This is a genomic window from Streptomyces sp. NBC_01089, from assembly GCF_045162975.1.
In the GTDB taxonomy this organism is placed as follows: domain Bacteria; phylum Actinomycetota; class Actinomycetes; order Streptomycetales; family Streptomycetaceae; genus Streptomyces.
On the sequence record NZ_CP108660.1, the window covers coordinates 1,080,704 to 1,100,980 of the forward strand.

The 20,277-nt window shown below is 69.7% G+C and carries 19 protein-coding genes; 4 read left to right on the forward strand and 15 right to left on the reverse strand.

The features are described 5' to 3' along the window. Window positions 1–9: 9 nt before the first annotated feature. Genes OG510_RS04775 through OG510_RS04830 form a run of 12 tightly spaced genes read right to left on the reverse strand, consistent with a single transcriptional unit; the run spans window position 10 to window position 11,342 of the window. Window positions 10–591, reverse strand: a complete 582-nt coding sequence (locus OG510_RS04775; protein ID WP_406135443.1) for a hypothetical protein — start codon at window positions 589–591, stop codon at window positions 10–12. 11 nt (window positions 592–602) lie between these two features. Further along, a complete protein-coding gene (locus OG510_RS04780; RefSeq protein WP_406135444.1) occupies window positions 603–1,259 on the reverse strand; it encodes a hypothetical protein in 657 nt (218 codons plus the stop codon). Further along, window positions 1,256–1,768, reverse strand: a complete 513-nt coding sequence (locus OG510_RS04785; RefSeq protein WP_406135445.1) for a hypothetical protein — start codon at window positions 1,766–1,768, stop codon at window positions 1,256–1,258. The genes OG510_RS04780 and OG510_RS04785 overlap by 4 nt, the downstream gene beginning before the upstream one ends. Then, the gene (locus OG510_RS04790; RefSeq protein WP_406135446.1) at window positions 1,765–3,027 is read right to left on the reverse strand and encodes an MlaD family protein; all 1,263 of its coding nucleotides are present in this window, start codon (window positions 3,025–3,027) and stop codon (window positions 1,765–1,767) included. The genes OG510_RS04785 and OG510_RS04790 overlap by 4 nt, the downstream gene beginning before the upstream one ends. Then, on the reverse strand, window positions 3,027–4,175 hold the full coding sequence (locus OG510_RS04795; RefSeq protein ID WP_406135447.1) for an MCE family protein: 1,149 nt from the start codon (window positions 4,173–4,175) through the stop codon (window positions 3,027–3,029). Before OG510_RS04795 ends, OG510_RS04790 begins: the two co-directional genes overlap by 1 nt. Further along, entirely contained in the window at window positions 4,172–5,368 is a 1,197-nt protein-coding gene (locus tag OG510_RS04800; protein WP_406135449.1) for an MCE family protein, read from the reverse strand. The genes OG510_RS04795 and OG510_RS04800 overlap by 4 nt, the downstream gene beginning before the upstream one ends. Then, window positions 5,365–6,414, reverse strand: coding sequence for an MCE family protein (locus tag OG510_RS04805; protein WP_406135450.1), 1,050 nt, complete (start codon window positions 6,412–6,414; stop codon window positions 5,365–5,367). The genes OG510_RS04800 and OG510_RS04805 overlap by 4 nt, the downstream gene beginning before the upstream one ends. Next, the gene (locus tag OG510_RS04810; RefSeq protein ID WP_406135451.1) at window positions 6,411–7,442 is read right to left on the reverse strand and encodes an MCE family protein; all 1,032 of its coding nucleotides are present in this window, start codon (window positions 7,440–7,442) and stop codon (window positions 6,411–6,413) included. The genes OG510_RS04805 and OG510_RS04810 overlap by 4 nt, the downstream gene beginning before the upstream one ends. Next, on the reverse strand, window positions 7,439–8,680 hold the full coding sequence (locus OG510_RS04815; RefSeq protein ID WP_406135452.1) for an MCE family protein: 1,242 nt from the start codon (window positions 8,678–8,680) through the stop codon (window positions 7,439–7,441). The genes OG510_RS04810 and OG510_RS04815 overlap by 4 nt, the downstream gene beginning before the upstream one ends. Next, on the reverse strand, window positions 8,677–9,480 hold the full coding sequence (locus OG510_RS04820; protein WP_164266908.1) for an ABC transporter permease: 804 nt from the start codon (window positions 9,478–9,480) through the stop codon (window positions 8,677–8,679). Before OG510_RS04820 ends, OG510_RS04815 begins: the two co-directional genes overlap by 4 nt. Before the next feature lie 3 nt (window positions 9,481–9,483). Then, window positions 9,484–10,341 (reverse strand): MlaE family ABC transporter permease, encoded by an 858-nt coding sequence (locus tag OG510_RS04825; RefSeq protein ID WP_406135453.1) that lies wholly within the window; start codon window positions 10,339–10,341, stop codon window positions 9,484–9,486. After that, window positions 10,338–11,342, reverse strand: coding sequence for an ABC transporter ATP-binding protein (locus OG510_RS04830; protein WP_406135454.1), 1,005 nt, complete (start codon window positions 11,340–11,342; stop codon window positions 10,338–10,340). The genes OG510_RS04825 and OG510_RS04830 overlap by 4 nt, the downstream gene beginning before the upstream one ends. Before the next feature lie 643 nt (window positions 11,343–11,985). Between OG510_RS04830 and OG510_RS04835 the strand changes: the two genes are divergently transcribed. Then, window positions 11,986–12,930, forward strand: coding sequence for a hypothetical protein (locus tag OG510_RS04835; RefSeq protein ID WP_406135455.1), 945 nt, complete (start codon window positions 11,986–11,988; stop codon window positions 12,928–12,930). A 172-nt stretch (window positions 12,931–13,102) separates the two neighbouring features. Here the strand turns inward: OG510_RS04835 and OG510_RS04840 are convergent, their stop codons facing one another. Together OG510_RS04840 and OG510_RS04845 are read right to left on the reverse strand one after the other, a co-directional pair. Beyond that, window positions 13,103–14,734, reverse strand: a complete 1,632-nt coding sequence (locus OG510_RS04840) for a DUF6801 domain-containing protein (RefSeq protein WP_406135456.1) — start codon at window positions 14,732–14,734, stop codon at window positions 13,103–13,105. Window positions 14,735–14,897: 163 nt separating this feature from the next. Beyond that, window positions 14,898–15,500: a hypothetical protein gene (locus OG510_RS04845; RefSeq protein ID WP_406135458.1), complete on the reverse strand. Its 603-nt coding sequence runs from the start codon at window positions 15,498–15,500 to the stop codon at window positions 14,898–14,900. A gap of 626 nt (window positions 15,501–16,126) precedes the next feature. On the opposite strand from OG510_RS04845, the gene OG510_RS04850 reads away from it, so the two are divergent. From OG510_RS04850 to OG510_RS04860, 3 genes are all read left to right on the forward strand, one after another. Then, entirely contained in the window at window positions 16,127–17,329 is a 1,203-nt protein-coding gene (locus tag OG510_RS04850) for a helix-turn-helix domain-containing protein (protein ID WP_406135459.1), read from the forward strand. Between the two features lie 191 nt (window positions 17,330–17,520). After that, entirely contained in the window at window positions 17,521–17,982 is a 462-nt protein-coding gene (locus tag OG510_RS04855) for an SCP2 sterol-binding domain-containing protein (protein ID WP_406135460.1), read from the forward strand. Window positions 17,983–17,996: 14 nt separating this feature from the next. Further along, the gene (locus OG510_RS04860) at window positions 17,997–19,211 is read left to right on the forward strand and encodes an acyl-CoA dehydrogenase family protein (RefSeq protein WP_406135462.1); all 1,215 of its coding nucleotides are present in this window, start codon (window positions 17,997–17,999) and stop codon (window positions 19,209–19,211) included. Window positions 19,212–19,406: 195 nt separating this feature from the next. On the opposite strand, the gene OG510_RS04865 is transcribed toward OG510_RS04860, so the two are convergent. Beyond that, complete coding sequence (locus OG510_RS04865; protein ID WP_406135463.1) at window positions 19,407–20,177, reverse strand: IclR family transcriptional regulator; 771 nt, start codon at window positions 20,175–20,177, stop codon at window positions 19,407–19,409. Window positions 20,178–20,277 lie beyond the last annotated feature (100 nt).

The window sequence follows — 20,277 nt, forward strand, 5'->3', positions numbered from 1 at the left end:
CTCTCCTGGTCAGCCGGCGGTGTTGCCGACGGGCGCCTGGCCCAGGCCGCTGAGTTTCCAGCCCCCGGACGTACGCGTGAGTTCGCCGAGCAGCCGGCTCTCCTTCTCGGCCGGCTTGCCCTTCGGCGCGGTCACCGTGATCCGCAGCGCCACCATCACGCTCGCCTTGCCCGCCCGGTCGTCCAGTTCGGTGACCGCTCCGGACAGCACCTTCGCCGTGGACACGGTCTGCGCCGACTTGATCTGCTTCTCGAACCCGGCCCTTCCGTCGGTGAGTTGCTTGTGCAGATCTCCGGTGGTCGACGCCTCCCACGTGTCGAGCCCGGCCGCGAGCTTCCGGTGGTCAAGCGTGTTCATGTTCTGTACGGCCTGCTCCCCCGCCGCCAGCGCCCGGTCACGCGACCGTGCGTACGCGGCGGAGTCGTCGTGCGCGGCCGCATACCAGGACCATCCGCCCCAGCCCGCCGCACCGGCGGCCAGCAGCGCCAGCGTGAGTGCCACGACCGTCAGCGGATTCCTTGCCGTCCTGAGCGCCTTGGGCACCTCGGGCGTCCTGCGTGTCCTGAGTGTCCTCAGCGATGTGGGCGTCATGTACGTCTCCCTCAGCGGGCCGTGATGTCGGTGATCAGCCAGTTGCCGCCGCGCAGTTCGGCGGTCACCGACAGCTGCGCGGCCACCACCCCGGCCGGTTTCCCCTTGCGCTGTGCGGTCTGGTCGAGGAAGACCAGCAGTCGCGCCTCGGTGCCGGTCAGCCGGGTGACTCCGGCCCGTACCACCTGGGTGGTGAGCGTCAGCTGCTGCTCCTTCGCGCGCTTCCCGACCTGTCCGAACAGCGCCGTGTACTGCTTCGCGGCCTTCCCCGCGAGCAGTGCGCGCGCCGACTGGGCCGTGACGTCGGTGGCCTGCGGTGTGTACGAGAGGACCTTGCCGAGCGTGTCGCTGACGTCCCCGGTGACCTGCGAGGTGGCCTCCGTGTCGGTCAGGGCCCGGTTGCCGGCGGCCGGGGTGTTCCTCAACTGGTGGGCGCGGAACAGCATCCCGGCGCCGCCGAGCACCAGCAGCACGGCCAGGCCCCCGGCGATCAGAGCCCGGCGGTGCCCACGGCCACCCGGCGCGGTCGGCGCCCCCGTCTCACGGGCATCAGGGGTATCAGGGGCATCCAGCGCCTCCGCCTCCGGGGCGTCGGGCGCATCCGGGGCCTCCGGCTCGTCCGACGCGCCGGAGGCGTCCACTCCGCTGTCCTCGACGGTGCTGCTCACGTGCCCTCCTTACCGACCGGCACTGCGCTGAGTGCGGTGACTTTCCAGCCTTCCCGGGTACGGGCGAGCGTGGCCGTGAAGCGTTTGCGGTCGGTCGTGGCCGTACCGCCCCTGGGGGTGACCGCGACCTTGACAGTGGCGATCAGCGCCGCGGTGCCCGCCCGGTAGTCGAGCGCCGTGAGCGCGGCATCCGTGACGGTGCCGCGTGCGGAGGTCCCCGCCTTGGCCAGCGTGGTGCGGTCGGTGGCGCGGCTGGCGGCCAGCTTGTCGTGGAGCGCGCCGGTCGAGGCGTGGAGCCACACCCCAAGCCCGCTGTCGATGTTCTTCGCGTCCAGGGTGTTGAGCTCGGCGATCCCTTCGCGGCCGGCCGCCAGCGCGGCGTCCCGGGACGCCGCGTACCGCAGGGAATCGTCCTGGCGCGCCAGCCAGTACACCCGGCCGGCGACAGCACAGAAGAGGACGGCCACCGCGCAGGCCACCCAGGCCAGCGCCTTCGTACGGGTGGTCATGAGCGGCCTCCAAGACCGAGCAGGCCGCCCAGACCGGTGGGGCCGGCGGCGGGGAGCGCGGGTGAGCCGAGGGCTCCGGGGAGCGAGCCAGCCCCTCCCGCGTCGGTCCCCAGGAGCAGGGATCCGGGCTTGGCGGGCGCCGGGACCGGGCCGCCGCTCGGTGCGTTCGCCGAACCGCGCACCTCCTTGCCCGTACTGGGCGGCGAGGTGCAGCGGGCAGCGGTGTTCAGCTCCGAAGTGGCGCTGGTGTCCAGACCGTTGCGGTACGTCGTCCCGCCGTACCCGGCGGTGCACGGCAGCGGTGAGAAGAAGGTGACGGCCATCCCGAAACGTGCTCCATCGGCGTTGATCGCTGTCGACCCCGCAGCGGCCACCGCGGGCAGTTTCACCAGCAGTTCCTCGGTGCCGCGCTGCCGGGTGACCGCCACATCGGATGTCGTCAGCAGATTGGCGACGACCACGCTCAGATCGGGGTTCAGATCTCTGAGCAATCCGCTGACCTGTGTCGCCGCCTCCGGTGTGGCCGCGATGAGCGCCCGCAGATCGGTGTCGGACTCCACCAGCTGCCCGGCGAGCCCCTTGGCGCCCCTGGCGAAGGACTTGAGCGCGTCGCCCTCCTGGGTCTGGGTGCGGAGCACGGTCTCGCCGTCGGTCATCAGCTTGGTGTCGGTGGGCAGCGCCTTGTCCGCCGCCTTGAGGAAGTCCTTGCTGCTGTCCATCAGGACCTGGAGGTCCTCGCCGCGCCCGTCGAACGCGGCACCGGACTCGTCCACGACCGTGCGCAGGGCGTCCAGATCCACCGATGACGTCAGGTCGTTGACGCTGGTGAGGACGTTGGTCACCGGGGCCGGGATACTGGCGTCGGCCCGGGTGATCCGGGAGCCGTCCTCCAGATACGGGCTGCCGGTGGCGGCCGGCCGCAGATCGATGTACTCCTCGCCGACGGCCGACAGGTTGGCGACGGACGCCTTGAGGTCGGCGGGGATGGGGGGCGCCGAGTTACTGATCCGCAGATCGGCCTCGACCCCGTCGCCGGTGAGCCGGATCGGTCCGACCCGCCCCACCGAGACGCCCCGGTAGGTGACGTTGGCGTGGGTGAACAGGCCGCCGGTCTCCGGGAGTTCAACCTTCACCACGTAGTAGCCGCGCAGCCCGACCAGATGCCCCAGGTCGGCGTAGCGGGCCCCGAGGTAGCCCAGGACGAGCACCGTGAGCAGCAGAAAGGCGATGTTCTTCAGCCGGGTGGCCCTGGTGACCATCAGTGGCCGCCTTCCGTGGACGGTGCGGTGACGGAGGGCAGCGGCAGGGGCGGCGCACCGGCGCCGGGCTTCTGCGCTGTGGCGCCCCCGGTCTGGGCCCCTCCCCCGGTGAGGGTGATCGGCGGAACGATCCGGGTCCCCGGCACGGCCGTCACATCCAGATAGACATTGAGATAGTCGCCCTTCACCCCGCGCAGCACCTCGTCGGTGAACGGGTAGGTGAAGAGCACCTGCAGCGAGTCGGGCAGGTCCTTGCCTGAGTCGGCGAGCTGCTGGAGCGTCGGCGCGAGCGCCCTGAGGTCGGCGACCATGTCGGCCTTGCTCTTGTTCACCGTGTCGACGGCGACCCCGGAGAGGGTGTCGAGGGCCTTGAGCATGGTGATCAGGGAGCCGCGCTGTTTCTCCAGCACCTTCAGTCCTGGGCTGAGGCCGGTGAGCGTCTTGCCGATGTCCTGTTTGCGGGTGGCGAGGGTCGCGGAGAGCCGGTTGACTCCGTCGAGCGCCGCTGTGATGTCGCTCTTGTGCCCGTCGAGGCTGGTCACCAGGGTGTTGACGGACCGGAGGGTGGAGCGGATCTGCGGCTCCCGGCCGCCCAGGGTCTTGTTGAGTTCGGTGCTGATGGTCTTGAGCTGCTGGACCCCGCCGCCGTTGAGCAGCAGCGAGAGCGCGCCGAAGACCTCCTCGACCTCCGGGTTGCGGTTGGTGCGCGAGATCGGGATGGTCTGGCCGTCGGTGAGCCGGTCGGCCGAGGCGCCCTGGTCCGGTGCGGTGAGCTGGATGAACTTCTCGCCGAGCAGGCTGGACTGTTCGAGGTGGGCGTAGGCGTTGCGCGGCAGGCGTACTTTGCCGTTGACGCGCATGGTGACCCGCGCCGACCAGTGCCCGGGCGAGAGCGTGATCTTCGAGACCCGGCCGACGGCCACGTCGTTCACCTTGACTGCGGCCTGCGGGACGAGGTTCAGGACATCCGCGAAGTCGGCGGTGATCTCGTACGGGTGGGCGCCGAGGTCGGCTCCGCCGGGCAGCGGCAGGTTCTCGACGCCGGAGAAGGACGGCGCGGCGCAGCCGCCGATGGCGACGGTGCAGCCGAGAGCCAGGGCGACCGCGACGGCGATCCCCGTACGGGAGGTACGGGAGGTACGGCTCATCGCTCGGCCCCCTTGTGGCCGGTGGGCTTCGCGGCCGTCTTCGCCGGGGAGCCGTACACGTCACCCACCGCCGGGAGCGGCAGCGTGGGCAGCGCCTTCTGCTGGGACGGCTGTACGGGGACCAGCCCGTCGAGCCCGGCCCCGGCCGGGACACCACCGGCGGCTCCGCTCGCGGTTCCGGTCCCGGCTCCGTTCGTGGAGGCGGCGCCCGTACCGTTGAGTTGGCCGTTCATGCTGATCTCGTTGAGATTGCCCCGGCCGTCGATGGTGCGGTGCACGGGGTCGTAGGCGTTGAGCAGGTTGTCGGCGGCGAGCGGGGCGTCGTCCAGCATCTCGGCGAGTGAGGCCCGCTGTTCGACCAGGGTGTCGGTGATCGGCCGCAGCCGGCTGACGCTCTTCTTGAGGGAGCCGCGGTTCTCCTCGATGAAGGTCTTCACCTGGCCGAGCGCGGTGCCCAGTTGCTTGAGCGCGGTGCCGAGGTCGTCCTTGTCGTCGTCGAGGAAGCCGGAGACGGTGGCGAGCTGCTGCTCCGCCGTGTGCACCTTTCCGTCGTTGCCCTTGAGCATCGAGGTGAAGGACTGGAGGTAGGCCAGGGTGTCGAAGAGGTTGCCGCTGCTCTTGTCGAGCGTCTTGGCCGCCTTGCCGAACTGCTCGATCGAGTCGCCGATCGCCTTGCCGTTGCCGTCCAGGTTGGCCGCGCCGGTCTTGAGCAGATCGTTCAGCGCGCCCTGCGAGTTGGCGCCCTTCGGCCCGAGTGCGGTGGCCAGCTGGGTCACGCTCGCGTACAGCTGGTCGACCTCGACCGGTTCGGCGTTGCGGTCGGCGGCGAGCGTCGCCCGGTCCTTGAGCTGCGGGCCGCCCGCGTACGCGGGTGACAGCTGGACGTACCGGTCGGCGACGATGCTCGGTGCGACGATCAGCGCGCGGGCACCGGCGGGCACCTTCACGCCCTGGTCGAGGACGAGCACCACCCGCACCTCGCGGCCCTCCGGCCGTACGGAGTCGACCCGGCCCACCTTCACTCCGAGGATCCGCAGGTCGGAGCCCGCGTAGAGGCCGGTGGCCCGGTCGAAGTAGGCGGTGATCCGGTGGCCGCCGGAGCTGTCGAGGGCGAGGACCCCGGTGGTGGTCACCCCGGCAACCAGGACGAGTCCTGCTCCGATGCCCACGAGCCGCCTGGTGGTGTAGTTCATCGGCTGCCTCCCTCGGGCTGCCGGGGCGACACACATCCGGTGGCCGGAGGTGTCCCCGCTGGCAGGTAGTTCTTCGGGACGAGCCCGCAGATGTAGGTGTCGAACCAGCGGCCGTTGCCCAGGGTGTTGCCGACGAGCCGGTAGTAGGGACCGGCCAGCGACAGCGCCTTGTCCAGGCTCTTGCGGTTCTTCAGCAGGACGGCCGTGACCTTGTCGAGTGCGGTCAGGGTCGGCTTCAGCTGCTTGTTGTTGTCCTTGACAAGACCGGTCAGTTCCGTGCCGAGGTCGGTGGTTCCGGTGAGCAGCCTGCGGATGGAGTCCCGCCGGTTCTGGATCTCGCCGAGCAGCAGATTGCCGTCCTTGAGGAGGGCGTCGAAGCTGCTGTTCTTGTCGGAGAGTGTCTTGGTCAGCTGTTTGCTGCCCTTGAGCAGCTTCGCCAGTTCGGCGTCGCGCTGCGAGACCGTCCGCGACAGCGCGGAGAGGCCGGTCGCCGCGTTCTTCACATCGGGCGGGGAGTCCTTGAAGGTGTCCGAGATCGTCTCGAAGCTCTTCGCGAGCTGCTTGGTGTCGAGGTCCCCGATGGTGTCGCTGAGCCCGCTGAACGCCTGGGTGACGTCGTACGGAGATGTGGTGCGGCTCAGCGGGATCCTGGCCGATGGGTCCTGCGGGCCGGTGCCGACCGGGTCGAGTGCCAGGTACTTGTCGCCGAGGAGTGTCTTGATGGCGATGGCTGCCGTGCTGGAGTTCCCGACCCAGGCGCCCTTGACCTTGAAGGACACCTTGACCTTGGCGCCGTCGAGCGCGACCGCCTTCACCTGGCCGACCCTGACCCCGGCGATCCGTACCTCGTCACCCGCGCCCAGCCCGGCCGACTCGGTGAAGTCGGCGGTGTACGTGGTGCCGCCGCCGATGAAGGGCAGTGAGTCGGCGCGGTAGGCGGCGAGCCCGATCAGTGCGAGGACCAGCAGCCCGACGAGGCTCACGGCGACCGGGTTGCGCTCCCGTACGGGCTTGATCCGCGGGAGCCGCGGACGGGGCCGGTTCATCCCTGGCACCTCGATTCGGTGACCCCGATGCCGGTGGGCGGCTTGCTGCCGTCCGATGTGGTCACACCCGTCACCCGGGCCTCACAGAGATAGAGGTTGAGCCACGATCCGTAGGAGGCGAGCCGGGTGACGGCCTGCATCTTGGCGGGTGTGTTGCGCAGGAAGTCCTGCAGCTGGGGTGTGCTGTCGCCCAACTGCTTCGAGACCCGGCCGAGTTCGCTGATGTCCTTCTTCAGGGGCGCCCGGCCGTCCTGGAGCAGTCCCGCGGTCGATGTGGTCAGCGCGCCCATCGCGGTGATCGCGTCACCCAGGGGCTTGCGGTCCGCGGCGAAGCCGGAGACGAGCTGCTGGAGGGTGACGACGAGGTCATTGAAGTGGGACTCCCGGCTGTTGACCGTGGTCAGCACGGTGTTGAGGTTCTTGATGACCTGCCCGATGACCTTGTCCTTGGCTGCGACCGTGGTGGTCAGCGATCCGACGTGCTGGAGCAGGCTGTCGACGGTGCCGCCCTCGCCCTGGAGCACCTGCACGATGGAGTTGGCGAGCTGGTTCATCTCGGCCGGTGCCAGCCCCTGGAGGAGCGGCTGGAAGCCGTTGAACAGCTCGGTGAGGTCCAGGGCCGGTGTGGTGTGCGAGAGCTGGATGGTGTGGCCGGGCGGGAAGAGCTTCCCGACGGGACCGCTGCCCTGCTCCAGGTCGACGTACCGCTGGCCGACCATGTTGAGGTACTTGATCGACGCGGTCACCGAAGCGGGCAGCGTACGCCCCTTCCGCACCGCGAAGCGCACTTCGGCGAGCCGCCGGTCGGCGACCTTCACCGACTCGACCTGGCCGACCTTGACCCCGGCGATCCGTACGCTGTCCCCTTCGACCAGCCCGGTGGCGTCGGTGAAGCGGGCCCGGTAGGAGACGGTGTCGCCGACGTCCGTGTTGGCGATGCTCAGCCCGAGCACCACGGTGGCGAGCGAGGTCACCAGGATGAAGACCAGGGACTTGACGAGCGGGGCCGTCAGGCTGCGGCGCTTCATTTGAGCTTCACCTCCGCACCGCGGAAGACCGGGCCTGCCAGCAGGCTGCTCCAGTCGGGAAGGGACTGCGCCGCTGTCTTCGTGCCGGGGGCGAGCAGTTCGTTGACGAGCTGGTTCTCCTGGGGCGAGTTGGGCAGCCCGAGGCTGTCGGACGTGCCCGTCGCGGTGGCGGCGGTCGGCATGGTCTTGCCGATGTAGGGGACGGAGTAGCAGTGCGGCCCGCCGCTCGCGGTGTAGGAGGGGGTGTCCTTGCCCGGGGTGTACTTCCCGAGCGAGGGGACGGAGTCGAGGCTGACGTGCAGTCCCGGCTGGTCCGTGCCCTTGCCGAGCGCCTTGTCCATGGCGGGGACGAAGCCCGCCAGGGTGCTCAGCGTGCAGGGGAATTCGGGGGCGTACTTCGCGAGGAGTTCCAGGGTCGGCCGGCCGGTCGCGGAGAGCCGGATGATGTTGTCCTTGTTCTGCTGGAGGAAGGCCGTGACGTCCTGCGCGGTCTTGGTGGTGGTGCCGTACAGGCCCGCCAGCTGGGCCTGTTTCTCGGCGAGGGTGGAGCTGGTGGTGGTGAAGTCGGTGAGCGCGGTGAGGATGTCGGGCGCCGCGTCCGAGTAGACCTTGGTGACCTTGACCAGTTCCGCGATGTCCCGGTTGAGCGTGGGCAGTTGAGGGTTGAGCTTCTTGAGGTACGTGTCGAGCGTGACGAAGGTGTCGCCGAGCTGCTGCCCCCGTCCGCTCAGGGCCTGTGAGACCGCGGTCAGTGTGGCGGAGAGCTTCTGCGGCTCGACCGCGGTGAGCAGCGGCAGTACGTGGTCGAGCACCTGCTCCAGTTCGATGGCGTTGCGGGAGCGGTCCTGCGGGATGGTGTCGCCGGCCCGCAGCGCCCGGGTGGCGGCGTGGGCCGGGGGTACGAGTGCCACGTACCGCTCGCCGAACAGCGTCGTCGGCAGCATCTGCGCGGTGACGTCGGCGGGGACCCGGCCCAGTTCGTCCGGCTGGATGGCGAGGGTGAGCCGGGCGCCGTCGCCGTGCGAGCTGATGCCGCGGACCTGGCCGATGACGACACCGCGCAGCTTCACATCGGCGTTGAGATGCATCTCGCTGCCGACGCTGTCGGTGTCCACCCGTACCGTCGCCGATTCGGTGAAGTCCTTGCGGTACACGGCGATCGACAGCCAGATCAGCAGGGCGGGGACCACGATGAAGACCACTCCGGCGAGCCTGCGCCGTACTGTCCGCGCGCTCATCCCGCCACCTTCACGGTCGTCGTGGCGCCCCAGATGGCCAGCGAGAGGAAGAAGTCGGTGACGCTGATGAGCACGATGGCGTTGCGCACCGACCGGCCGACCGCCACCCCGACCCCGGCGGGGCCGCCGGTCGCGTGGAAGCCGTAGTAGCAGTGGGCCAGGATCACCAGGACGCTGAAGATCAGCACCTTGAGCACCGAGAGCAGGACGTCGTCCGGGGAGAGGAAGAGATTGAAGTAGTGGTCGTAGGTGCCGGACGACTGGCCCTTGAAGAGGACGGTCACCAGGCGGGACGCGACGTACGAGCTGAGCAGCCCCATGGCGTACAGCGGGATGATCGCGACGACGCCTGCGATGATCCGGGTGGTGACGAGGTACGGCATGGAGCGCACCCCCATCGCTTCGAGCGCGTCCACCTCCTCGTTGATGCGCATCGCGCCGAGCTGGGCGGTGAAGCCGGCGCCGACGGTCGCGGAGAGGGCGAGTCCGGCGACGAGCGGGGCGATCTCACGGGTGTTGAAGTACGCGGAGATGAATCCGGTGAAGGCGGCGGTGCCGATCTGGTTGAGCGCGGCGTATCCCTGGAGGCCGACGACCGTGCCGGTGAAGAGGGTCATGCCGATCATCACGCCGATGGTGCCGCCGATGACCCCGAGGCCGCCGCTGCCGAAGGCGACCTCGGCGAGCAGCCGCTGGACCTCTCTGATGTAGCGGCGCAGGGTGCGCGGGATCCAGATGAGCGCCCGTACGTAGAAGGCGAGTTGGTCGCCCGAGCGGTCGAGCCGGCTGAGCATGGACATCCGTCAGCTCCCCTTCGCGGGGACGATCTGCAGATAGACCGCAGTGAGCACCATGTTCACGAAGAACAGCAGCATGAAGGTGATGACGACCGACTGGTTGACCGCGTCACCGACACCCTTGGGGCCGCCTCTGGGGTTCAGCCCGCGGTAGGCGGCGACGATCCCGGCGAGGAAGCCGAAGACCAGCGCTTTGACCTCGCTGATGTAGAGGTCGGGCAGCTGGGCGAGCGCGGAGAAGCTGGAGAGGTAGGCGCCCGGTGTGCCGTGCTGCAGGATCACGTTGAAGAAGTAGCCGCCGAGTGTGCCGACGACCGAGACCAGGCCGTTCAGCAGGACCGCCACGAACATGGTGGCGAGCACCCGGGGGACGACGAGGCGCTGGACGGGTGAGACGCCCATGACCTCCATCGCGTCCAGCTCCTCACGGATCTTCCGCGAGCCGAGGTCGGCGCAGATCGCCGATCCGCCGGCGCCCGCGATCAGCAGGGCGACGATCAGCGGGCTGGCCTGCTGGATGACGGCGAGGACGCTCGCCCCGCCGGTGAAGGACTGCGCGCCGAGCTGCTGGGTGAGTGAGCCGACCTGGAGAGCGATGACCGCGCCGAACGGGATCGAGACCAGGGCGGCCGGCAGGATGGTGACACTCGCGATGAACCAGAACTGCTCGATGAACTCCCTTACCTGGAAGGGTCTTCGGAAGACGGCCCGGGTCACGGTGGCGCCGAGGGCGAACAGCTTCCCGGTCTCGCGCAGTGGGGCGAGCACCCGCAGCGGCGGGCGGGGCTGCCGGTCGTCGGTGGCCCGGCCCGTGGCGCTGTTCGCGGGCGGCTCGGCGGGGCGGACGGGCGGCGGTGCGGTCATGACCGGCCACCGCCGGACGCCGGGCTGCCGGATGCGGGGGCCGTGTAGCTCCGGAGGATGGCGGTGCGGGCCGCTTCGGGCAGCTCCGCCAGCATGCCCAGCACCCGTTCCCTGCGCCGCAGTACGGCCTGGCGCTCGGGCATCCCTTCGGACGGTTCGAGTTGCGGCACGAGGGGCCGCGGCGCCCGGGGGCGCGAACCGGCCGCGCTGCGCCGCTCGGCCGCGAGGGTCGCCGCGTCCTTCTCCTCGGACATTCCGATCGGCCCCTCGCGCCGCCCGCTCAGGAACTGCGCGACCACCGGCTCCTCGCTGGTCAGCAGCAGTTCGCGGGGCCCGAACGTGACCAGGTTGCGCAGAAAGAGCATCCCCATGTTGTCGGGCACGGTGGCCGCGATGTCGAGGTTGTGGGTGACGATCAGCATCGTCGCGTCGAACTGCGCGTTCAGGTCGATGAGGAGCTGCGAGATGTACGACGTACGGACCGGGTCCAGTCCGGAGTCCGGCTCGTCGATGAGGATGATCTGCGGGTCGAGCACCAGGGCGCGGGCCAGACCGGCCCGCTTGCGCATTCCGCCGGATATCTCACCGGGCAGCTTCTCCTCGGCGCCCAGGAGGCCCACCATGTCCATCCGCTCCATGACGATGCGGCGGATCTCGGATTCCTTCTTCCTGGTGTGCTCGCGGAGCGGAAACGCCACGTTGTCGAAGAGCGTCATCGACCCGAAGAGCGCACCGTCCTGGAACATCAGGCCGAAGAGCTTGCGCGTCTCGTAGATATCGCGCTCGGGACTGTTCACCATGTCGACGCCGTTGATGAGCACGCTGCCCCGCTCGGGCTTCAGCAGCCCGATCAGAGACTTGAGGAACACGGTCTTTCCGGTGCCGGAGGGGCCGAGCATCACACTGACTTCACCGGCCGGGAGCGTGAGTGTCACGTCCTGCCAGATTTTCTGGTTGCCGAAAGACTTCGTGAGCCCTTCCACCACTACTTCGATTCCCATCTCACCTCCTGCATGCACTCACGAAGTGACAGAAGTGCGCCGAGAGGCGCACGTTAAGTTCACCGGCGCCGCCTGGACAAGCCCTTGAACAGGTAACTCCCGAAGAAATTGAGCTACTTGTCATGGGGTGACAAGCCCGTGCGGAAACCTTGTTGAAAAGTGCTCACTCACAGCAGGGGCGCAGGTGAGGGACGTACGCCCCGGCCTCAACCGGCCGAGTGGTTCGCGGAGAGCGACGTTACGGCCGGGTAACCTGGGGCCGCAATACCAGTTCCCCAAGTTTTGTCGGGCCATCGCGCAGGAGCCCTCTTCTTTGCGGTGGTTGAGCAGTGCGGGACGGAAACTCATCCAGAAGTGATAAATTCCGCAGCCCCTGGCGCGCGGCACCCGGACCGGCTCAGGCCAGAGGTGTGCGCACCGACTGACAAGCGGGCGGCGCCCCTTGCTCATTCCGGAACAAGAAGTCAGGGCGGCCGAAGTTCATCGGACAGCAGCATTGTGCAGCGGTGTTTCCCGCCAGTAACCTCACGGCTCGGTGAATTCGGAGGCGAAACCGGCCCCGTAGACCACGTAGACCACGTAGACCACGATCCGCCTTTTACCCATCAGCATCCGCATCCGGCTGCCGAAAAAAGGGGAAGACATGAGATCCGTTTCCACCCGGTTGCGGCTGGGGCTGCTCGCCGGCTCCACCGCCCTCACCGCGTTCGTGTCCGTGGGCACGGCCACAGCGGCCGCCGGCCCCGTCAGTCTGAACGGCAGCTGGGCGCCGTTCTCCCGGTGCCCCGTGGACGCGCCCGCGATGCTGGCGGCCGACGGGCAGACCGACACCGCGCTCTGCGTCTCCTCGCACTCGGCGAGCGGCTCCATCAAGCTCGGCAACTCCGTGGTCCCCACCGGGGCGAGCGATCTGCAGCTCGGTGTGGTCACCCACCCCGACGGCTCGTCGACGCTCGTATCGCCGTCGGACGGCGCCCTGGTGGCCGACTCCGCACAGCTGCCGGGCGGGCTCATCGGCCTGATGTGCCCGAGCGACGTCCCCGTGGTGACCGGCGTCTGCGAACAGCTCACCGACAACAGCCTCAACAGGGTCACCGCCACCATCGAATCGGTGAACAGTCCGAGTGACTTCACCCTGCTGGCCGGAGCCACCACGGGGAAGCCGATCGTGACGCTGCCGGTCCGGATCCATCTGCAGAACCCGTTCCTCGGCGACAAGTGCTACATCGGCAGCGCGTCCGACCCCATCCTGCTGCGCCCCCAGAACCTCACCGCCCCGGCACCCGGGACAGAGTCCTTCGACGCGGACGGCACCGCCGACCCGAACGGCGCCCTGGGGCGCATCAATCTCATCGGCGCGAACCAGGGCGACTCGTCCTACGCGGTGCCCGGCGCCAGTGGCTGCGGGCTGAACCTGCTGAACTGGGCGGTGAACCTCAAGACGGCGCTGCCCTCCCCGTCGGGCAAGAACAGCGTCACCCTGAACAGCGCGTCGACCTATGTCGCCACACTCAACGACCCGGCGAGCGCCGCCCCCGGCGAGGGCAAGGCGCTCTCGGACGCCTGGCACTCGGCTGTCCGCCCCTGACGGCACCCACCACGCCCGGCAGGCCGATGGGGCCGGCCCCGACAACACGGGGGCCGGCCCCATCGGCCTGGGGCACGCGGCCTGCCGGGCCGAGGTGAGGCGGCTCGGCACCGGGCCCGGGTACCGACAACCGGCCAATCATGGCCGGCAACCGCCGCGACGGAGCGTGAGGTCACCGCTTGACAGCCTTGGCGCCCGGAAGCTCGGGGATATTCGGCGGGCAGAGGTTGTCGGGTGAGTCGGGAATGCAGGTCGTCCCCTGGTTCATCTCGATACTGTTCCCTGGCCCGGAGAGCGAGGCGGTGAAAAGCGGATCCAGATCCTCACCGTTCGCCCCGCACCCGGAGAACCTGGGAATGTCGATCGTGCCGTCGAGTGTGCCGCCGTAGAAGACATTGGTGTATTTGGCTCCGCCGTTGAGTACCACCTTGTACGGAGTCGCCGTTCTGCAGGAACTGCCGACATCCAGCGGTGTCCCGTTCACCTTCACGTCGAACAGGCGCAGGGACTGCTCGAAGGAGATCACCGAGAACACACTGCTGCCGACATTCCCGGTCGATATGGTGACCGGTCCGGTCTCGAATCTCACCTTCGCCGTGACCGGCTGGAATCCGAACGTCAGAAAGGTCGATTCGGCGTCCGGGAGCCGCAGGTCGGCCACCGAGTCGAGCCGCAGATAGAGGCCGCCCGGCTGGACGCTGGACCTGGTCGACGAGTGGACGACCGCCAGCACACTGATCGTCACCGGCTTGTGCTCGGGATCATTGATGATCATCGCGCCGTTGAGCTTGCGGATGTTGGCCGCGCCGATCGCGTAGGCGCAGCCAGGACTGCCGGGCAGGTCGAACTCGCCGGGCGTGGCGCCCGGCGGCGCCTTGGGCGATTCGCTCGGGTCGGCCTTGCCCTTCGGCACCACGGTCGGGCACTTGCCCACCGGGGCGGGGGTGGACCGGGGCTGCACCGTGATGCCGCCGTCGGCGTCCGTACTCCCCTTACCGCCGCCCGGGGTGCTCGCCGTCGGGCTGCCGGGCGCCGTCGACGGCGCGCCGCTCCCGGCCCCCGGTACGGGAACGGTCCCCAGCCGCAGGTCCTGATGGGCGGCCGGCTCGCACACCAACGGCACGGGCTGCGGGGTGCTCCCATCGCCGGAGCCGGAGCCGGAGCCGGAGCCGGTGCCGGTGGCTGTGCCCGTGGCTGTGCCGGAACCAGAGCCGGAACCAGAGCCGGTGGCTGTGCCGGAACCGGACCCAGCACCCGACCCGGCGCCGGGCGTCGCGCTCAGCAGCCCCAGTTTCAACTCACCCGCGGTCAGGGTGACATCACCGGTGCCGCCCACCGTGACCGTGGGCACGTCCCCGGAGTGGACGAGCCGTACATCGCCCTCGGCGGGAACCGGCGTGCTGGGCGTGGCGAGATCCGACCACATCGCGGTGGCCGACTGGTCGTTCTGGCTCACCTCGACGGCGAGTGACGCGGTACTCAGCACCGCGTCGGTTCCCTTCGGCAGCAGCCCCGCGAGATCCCCGCGCGCCAGCCCCACCGTGACCTTGACCGGCCCCGGCTGCACCGGCTTGCCGGCCTCAGCGGACGCCGGGAGGTTCATCGCCACCTCGACCGTGGCGTGGCCGGAGCCGGAGCCGGAGCCGGACGGGAGACCGCAGTCGTACGAGAGGGTGGCCGGGGTGCCGCCCTCGCCCGCGGCCGAGCCGTGGCCGGCCAGCAGTCCGGCGACGAGCGCGGCGGCCGCGGCCGACGCCAGCCGCACCGGCCGCCTCCCGGCCTTCACAGGTGTCCTGGGATTCATGCCGGCCCCGCCCTCCGCTTCGTACGGTCTGGTCCCTCTTCTTCCGCCGCCGCGCGCCCTTCCGCCGGCGCGCGGCCCCGTCGGCCGTCCGGGCCGCACACGTGAAATCCGGGCCGGAGGCAGCACCCGCTGCCTCCGGCCCGTACAGGTGCGCCCGCCGGGATTACGGCGTGCTGATCACCGGCTTGGTGCTCACCGCGTACGAGGCGTTGAACGCCGCCACGTCACCGTTGTTGATGAGTCCCAGGCAGCTCGCGCCGGACGCGACCAGGCTGTTGCCCGTGCCGTCGATCACCAGGGCGTGGGCGGTGTTGTCGTAGTGGCCGTTGACCGTGCCGGTGAAGTCGGCCGCGCAGCCGACGCCCGCGATGTGCGCGGAGATGGAGCTGACCGTGCCGTCGACCCAGTCGGCGTGGGTGGCGTTCACGCTGTTCGCGTTGATCTTCCACGGGGTGGCCTTCATCGTGACGTTGAAGGTGATGCCGGCCACGCTGCAGTTGGTGAACGTGATGGTGCCGATGGAGCCGATCCCGGCGCCGTCGCTGCTCGTCGCCTGGAGGGAGCCCGCGGTCACGTCGGACGACGCACAGTTGAGCGTGGCCGCCGGTACCGCCAGTGAGGGATTGACCGCGTGTGCGGTGTAGGCACCGGAGTTGGAGACCGTCCACGAGGACGTGGCGGTGGCCGATGCCGATGTGGCGGCCAGCCCGACGGCCGCACCGACGGCGGCGGTCACGACTGCGGCTCTTACGGCAAGCTTGTGCATGGTGTGATTTCCCTTCGTGGCGTCTTGATCGGATTCCCGGAGTTCCGTTCCGAGCAGAACGGATCCCCCACGAGGTTCACTTGGCCGGAAGGCGGTTTCGTCCCGGGCGACCGCTTGTTCCGACCGTGCGGCGATGACGCTACGAGTGAGTAACCTGAGTCCGCAATGGCCTGTACGAAGAAATCCGGGTGCGGGTTCTCCACGCTCGATTTCCTGTTGCCGGACGAGTAGCCGACCGGCCCTCATTAGCTGAAAGTGAGTAATTCCGCGTGGCCGCCCCCGCTCCGCGGAGCCAGTTCTCCGCTCACCGGCGCGACGGGATCCGACGTCACAGCACCCGCCCGCCCCAGCACGACACCTGTTTCCCTTGTCAGGAATTGACAAGGGAAACAGGCAGGAAACGAAGCGGAATTGTCCGGGCACAGCGTCCGGGCGGCGCGCGGACCCGCCCACCGGGTTGGCCGGATACGCTCCCCCGCTCGCGGCCCTCCGTGTCGCGGCTGTGTCCACCGGCCCCCGGCTTCGACTATGTTCGGCAGCCCAAATCGGTACGCACCTGTCGGTCTCCGGGAGCGCTCTCCCGTCGGCCACCCCCCACCGGGCGCCGGAGAGCAAGGGGTCGAGGAATGCCGGGAGTCGCACCACCCTCGGACATCGGGGAGCCACTGGGGCCGCTGCCCCAGGAGTTCGCGGCCGTCCTGCGGCCCGAACTCCCCAGCCTGATCAAGGAGATCGGGCTCGAGGTCACCCGCGCCTACCCCGAGTACGCACGGCTGCTCGAAGGCCCCTACGCCCAGGGCATCCGGATCGGCGTGGAGCAGAACATCTCCGTCTTCGTCGACCAGGTCGCCGAACCCACCGCGTCGTCCGCGCTGCGGGACGAGATGTGCCGGCGGTTCGGCCGGTTCGAGGCGTACGAGGGCAGGAGCCTGGACCAGCTCCAGGGCGCCTACCGGCTCGGGGCCCGGATCGCGCTGCGGCGGGCGAAGCGGGTGGGCCGGCGCTACAACCTCTCCCCCACGCTGATGCTGACCTTCGCCGACGCCCTGTTCACCTATGTCGACGAGCTCGAAGCCCTCTCCAGGGAGGGCTATCTGGAGGTCAGAACGGCCGGCGCCGACCAGCTGGACACCCAGCGGCGCCGCCTGCTGCATCTGATACTCGCCGGGTCGCCGGTGCCACGTGCCGCCGTCGCCGAACTCGCCGAGCAGACCTGCTGGACACTGCCGGGCCAGGTCACCCTGGTCGCCCTGCGGCCGCCCGCCGACATCACGTCCGCGCTGCTGGACAACGATGTCCTCGCCGATCTGGCGGAGCCGCAGCCCCATCTGCTGATCCCGGGACCGTTCGACGAGCGAAGACAGGGGATGCTCGACGCCGCGCTCCCCGGAGCGCACCTCACCATCGGCCTCACCGTCCCGCTCGCGAACGCCGCCGATTCACTGCGCTGGGCCCGCCGGGTGCTCGACCTCATTGACACCGGCATCATCGGGGACGCCCCGACGACCCGCTGCGAAGACCATATGGTGACCCTCTGGCTGCTCTCCGACCGCGCCCTCCTGGAACAGCTGGCCGGGCGGGAACTGGCCCCCGTCGCCCACCTCACCGCGAACCGCAGGGACCGCCTCCTGGAGACGCTGCACGCCTGGCTCGCGACCCGCGGCACCGCGGCCCAGCTGGGCGAGGTCCTGGATGTGCACGCGCAGACCGTCCGCTACCGCATGCGCACCCTGGAGAGCATCTTCGGCCGTCAACTGTCCGATCCCGAACGGCGGTTCGCCATCGAGATCGTCCTGCGCGCGATGCGCATCGAACCGAATGGCGGCTGACACCGCACGACCTGCCCGGGCCAGGGGCGCGGCCCCGATGCAACGCCGACTCGCGGCCCCGGCTCGCGGCTCCCGCTCGCGGCTCCGGTGAGATCCTGGCTCGCGACCCATGGAGCGCCCGTCTTGCCCGTACGCCCTTCGCACCATAACCTGACCCCCCAGTAAGATTACTCGGGAGTAAGGAAGCGTTCGTGGCGGAGAACATCAGCGAAAGGCTCGCGGAGCTGGACTTCGCGTCCGTCTCCCCGCAGGAGTTCGCGAAGATCATCAAGGGGCTCTCCACCAGGGAACTCGGGGAGATCGCCCGCGGCGATCTGCGCACCAGGGTGCTCGCGGAGGTCTTCGGCCGTATGGAGCGTCAGTTCCGCCCCGAGGCCGCCGGTTCGCTCGCCGCCGTGATCCGCTGGAAGATCACCGGCGAGAGCGACGTGGTGTACGAGACCACGGTCGCCGACGGGACGTGCACCGTCACCGAGGGCCGCTCGGAGACCGAGCCGCGGCTCACGCTCACCATGGGGGACGCCGACTTCCTCAAGCTGGTGTCCGGCAACGCGAGCCCGGTGACCCTCTTCATGCTGCGCAAGGTCAAGATCACCGGAGATGTCGCCCTCGCCGCCGGACTCACCCGGTACTTCGACATCCCCAAAGCCTGAGAGAGGTCCAGGACATGAGTGGTTTCTCTCTCGAACTCACCGAGGAACAGCGCGATCTGAAGGAGTGGGTGCACGGTTTCGCCGCCGGTGTCGTGCGCCCTGCGGCCGCCGAGTGGGACGAGCGCGAGGAGACTCCGTGGCCCGTCATCAAGGAGGCCGCCCGGATCGGTCTCTACGGTTTCGAGTCGCTCGCCGACATGTACGGCGACCCCAGCGGGCTCTCCCTCCAGATCGCCAACGAAGAGCTGTTCTGGGGCGACGCGGGGATCGGTATGGCGCTGTTCGGCACCTCGCTCGCGGTCGCCGGGATCTTCTCGTCGGGCACCCCCGACCAGCTCGCCGAGTGGGTCCCGCAGTGCTTCGGCGACCCGGACGACCCGCGGCTCGCGGCGTTCTGCGTCTCGGAGCCCGACGCCGGTTCCGACGTATCGGCGATGCGGACCCGCGCCCGCTACCAGGAGGCGACCGACGAGTGGGTGCTCCACGGCCAGAAGGCGTGGATCACCAACGGCGGCATAGCCGATGTGCATGTGGTCGTCGCCTCCGTCGACCCGGAGCTCGGCTCGCGCGGCCAGGCCGCCTTCATCGTGCCGCCCGGCACACCGGGCCTGGCGGCCAACCGCAAGATCAAGAAGCTGGGGCTGCGGGCCTCGCACACCGCCGATGTGTTCCTCGACGAGGTCCGGGTGCCGGGCCACTGTCTGCTCGGCGGCAAGGAGAAGCTGGACCGCAGGCTCGCCCGCGCCCGGGAGGGCGGCCGCGCCAAGGGCCAGGCCGCCATGGCCACCTTCGAGGTCAGCCGCCCGACGGTCGGCGCCCAGGCGCTGGGGATCGCCCGCGCCGCCTACGAGTACGCGCTGGAGTACGCGGGCGACCGGCACGCCTTCGGCCGCCCCGTCGTCGAGAACCAGTCCATCGCCTTCGCGCTCGCCGACCTGCGGACCGAGATCGAGTCCGTACGGCTGCTGATCTGGCAGGCCGCCTGGATGGCCAGGAACGACAAGACCTTCGACGCCGGCCAGGGCTCCATGTCCAAGCTGCGCGCCGGTGAGCTGGCCGTCGCCGCGTCGGAGAAGGCCGTCCAGATCCTCGGCGGCGCCGGATACAGCCGGGAGCATCCGGTCGAGCGGATGTACCGGGACGCGAAGATCTACACCATCTTCGAGGGCACCAGCGAGATCCAGCGGCTGGTGATCGCCCGGGCGATCTCGGGGCGGCACATCCGCTGAGGCTGCACACCCCCTGAGGCGGCCCACCCGCTGACGGGCCGCGTTCCGGGCCGCGCCGGGCGTTCCGCTCCGGGGCTCCGGCGAAGCGCAGCGCCTGTGGCCGCCACCAGGGGATGTCCGCGACCTGGTACGGAGCTGGCGCGGCCCAACAAGCCGACCGGGCACGGTGCTTGGGGGGCTCCAGGAGTCCTGGCGTCACTCCGGTTCCGGTCGGTCCTCCGGAGGAAGCATCAGGATCTGCAGGGTGCGGGCGCAGTCGTGGAGACGGCTGAGGAACCAGCCCCTGCGGTCATCGGTGATGATCTCGGGAGTGGAGCGCAGCGCCAGCGCGAAGCGCGCGACGTGCTCACGGTCGAGGACCGGGACCGCCAGGGAGCGCACGCCGAGCATGGACTCACCGTCGTTCACCGCGTGCCCGGCCTTGCGTACCCGGTCCAACTCCGCTTCCAGATCGGCCGGTTCGGTGAGCGTGCGCGCGGTGAAGCGCTGCGGGGACTCCAGCGACCCGGGTCCGCCGTCGGAGGGGTGCCGCCAGGCCAGCAGGGCCTTGCCGAGGGAGGTGGAGTGCAGCGGCCTGCGCAGGCCGACGCCTGAGGGGCCGAGCGAGTCACCGACGAGGATCACCGCATGACCGCCGTTGCGGACCGCCAGGTCCGCCGTGACCCCGGTGCGGGCGGACAGCGCCGCCACTTCGGGCGCGGCATGGTGCAGACCGCGCTGGTGGTAGGAGAGCTGACCCAGTTCGGTGAGTGAGGGCCCCAGACGGTAGCGGGAGTCGCCGGTCGCCTGCTCCAGGAATCCGGCGCTGACCAGTGTGCGGGCCAGCCGATGGGCGGTGGACACGGAGAGACCGGTACGCCGCGACAGGTCGGAGGCGCTCAGAGTGGGGCCACTGTCGTGAAAACAGTCGAGGATGCGCAGCGCCCTGGTGACCGCCTGCGCGCCGGCCGGAGCGGCGGTGGACATGGTGACTCCTTCTGTCGTACGCCGGGTCCACGGGATCCGGGGCGGGGGCGGCCGACTGGAAGCGGCGGCTGACGCGCGATCACACTAGCGCCGCCCCGCT

Bases quoted from the DNA above. Each gene is read 5' to 3' on its own strand.
- OG510_RS04775 (WP_406135443.1), bottom strand. From the start codon at position 591: ATGACGCCCACATCGCTGAGGACACTCAGGACACGCAGGACGCCCGAG.
- OG510_RS04785 (WP_406135445.1), bottom strand. From the start codon at position 1,768: ATGACCACCCGTACGAAGGCGCTGGCCTGGGTGGCCTGCGCGGTGGCC.
- OG510_RS04790 (WP_406135446.1), bottom strand. From the start codon at position 3,027: ATGGTCACCAGGGCCACCCGGCTGAAGAACATCGCCTTTCTGCTGCTC.
- OG510_RS04795 (WP_406135447.1), bottom strand. From the start codon at position 4,175: ATGAGCCGTACCTCCCGTACCTCCCGTACGGGGATCGCCGTCGCGGTC.
- OG510_RS04800 (WP_406135449.1), bottom strand. From the start codon at position 5,368: ATGAACTACACCACCAGGCGGCTCGTGGGCATCGGAGCAGGACTCGTC.
- OG510_RS04805 (WP_406135450.1), bottom strand. From the start codon at position 6,414: ATGAACCGGCCCCGTCCGCGGCTCCCGCGGATCAAGCCCGTACGGGAG.
- OG510_RS04810 (WP_406135451.1), bottom strand. From the start codon at position 7,442: ATGAAGCGCCGCAGCCTGACGGCCCCGCTCGTCAAGTCCCTGGTCTTC.
- OG510_RS04815 (WP_406135452.1), bottom strand. From the start codon at position 8,680: ATGAGCGCGCGGACAGTACGGCGCAGGCTCGCCGGAGTGGTCTTCATC.
- OG510_RS04820 (WP_164266908.1), bottom strand. From the start codon at position 9,480: ATGTCCATGCTCAGCCGGCTCGACCGCTCGGGCGACCAACTCGCCTTC.
- OG510_RS04825 (WP_406135453.1), bottom strand. From the start codon at position 10,341: ATGACCGCACCGCCGCCCGTCCGCCCCGCCGAGCCGCCCGCGAACAGC.
- OG510_RS04830 (WP_406135454.1), bottom strand. From the start codon at position 11,342: ATGGGAATCGAAGTAGTGGTGGAAGGGCTCACGAAGTCTTTCGGCAAC.
- OG510_RS04835 (WP_406135455.1), top strand. From the start codon at position 11,986: ATGAGATCCGTTTCCACCCGGTTGCGGCTGGGGCTGCTCGCCGGCTCC.
- OG510_RS04840 (WP_406135456.1), bottom strand. From the start codon at position 14,734: ATGAATCCCAGGACACCTGTGAAGGCCGGGAGGCGGCCGGTGCGGCTG.
- OG510_RS04845 (WP_406135458.1), bottom strand. From the start codon at position 15,500: ATGCACAAGCTTGCCGTAAGAGCCGCAGTCGTGACCGCCGCCGTCGGT.
- OG510_RS04850 (WP_406135459.1), top strand. From the start codon at position 16,127: ATGCCGGGAGTCGCACCACCCTCGGACATCGGGGAGCCACTGGGGCCG.
- OG510_RS04860 (WP_406135462.1), top strand. From the start codon at position 17,997: ATGAGTGGTTTCTCTCTCGAACTCACCGAGGAACAGCGCGATCTGAAG.
- OG510_RS04865 (WP_406135463.1), bottom strand. From the start codon at position 20,177: ATGTCCACCGCCGCTCCGGCCGGCGCGCAGGCGGTCACCAGGGCGCTG.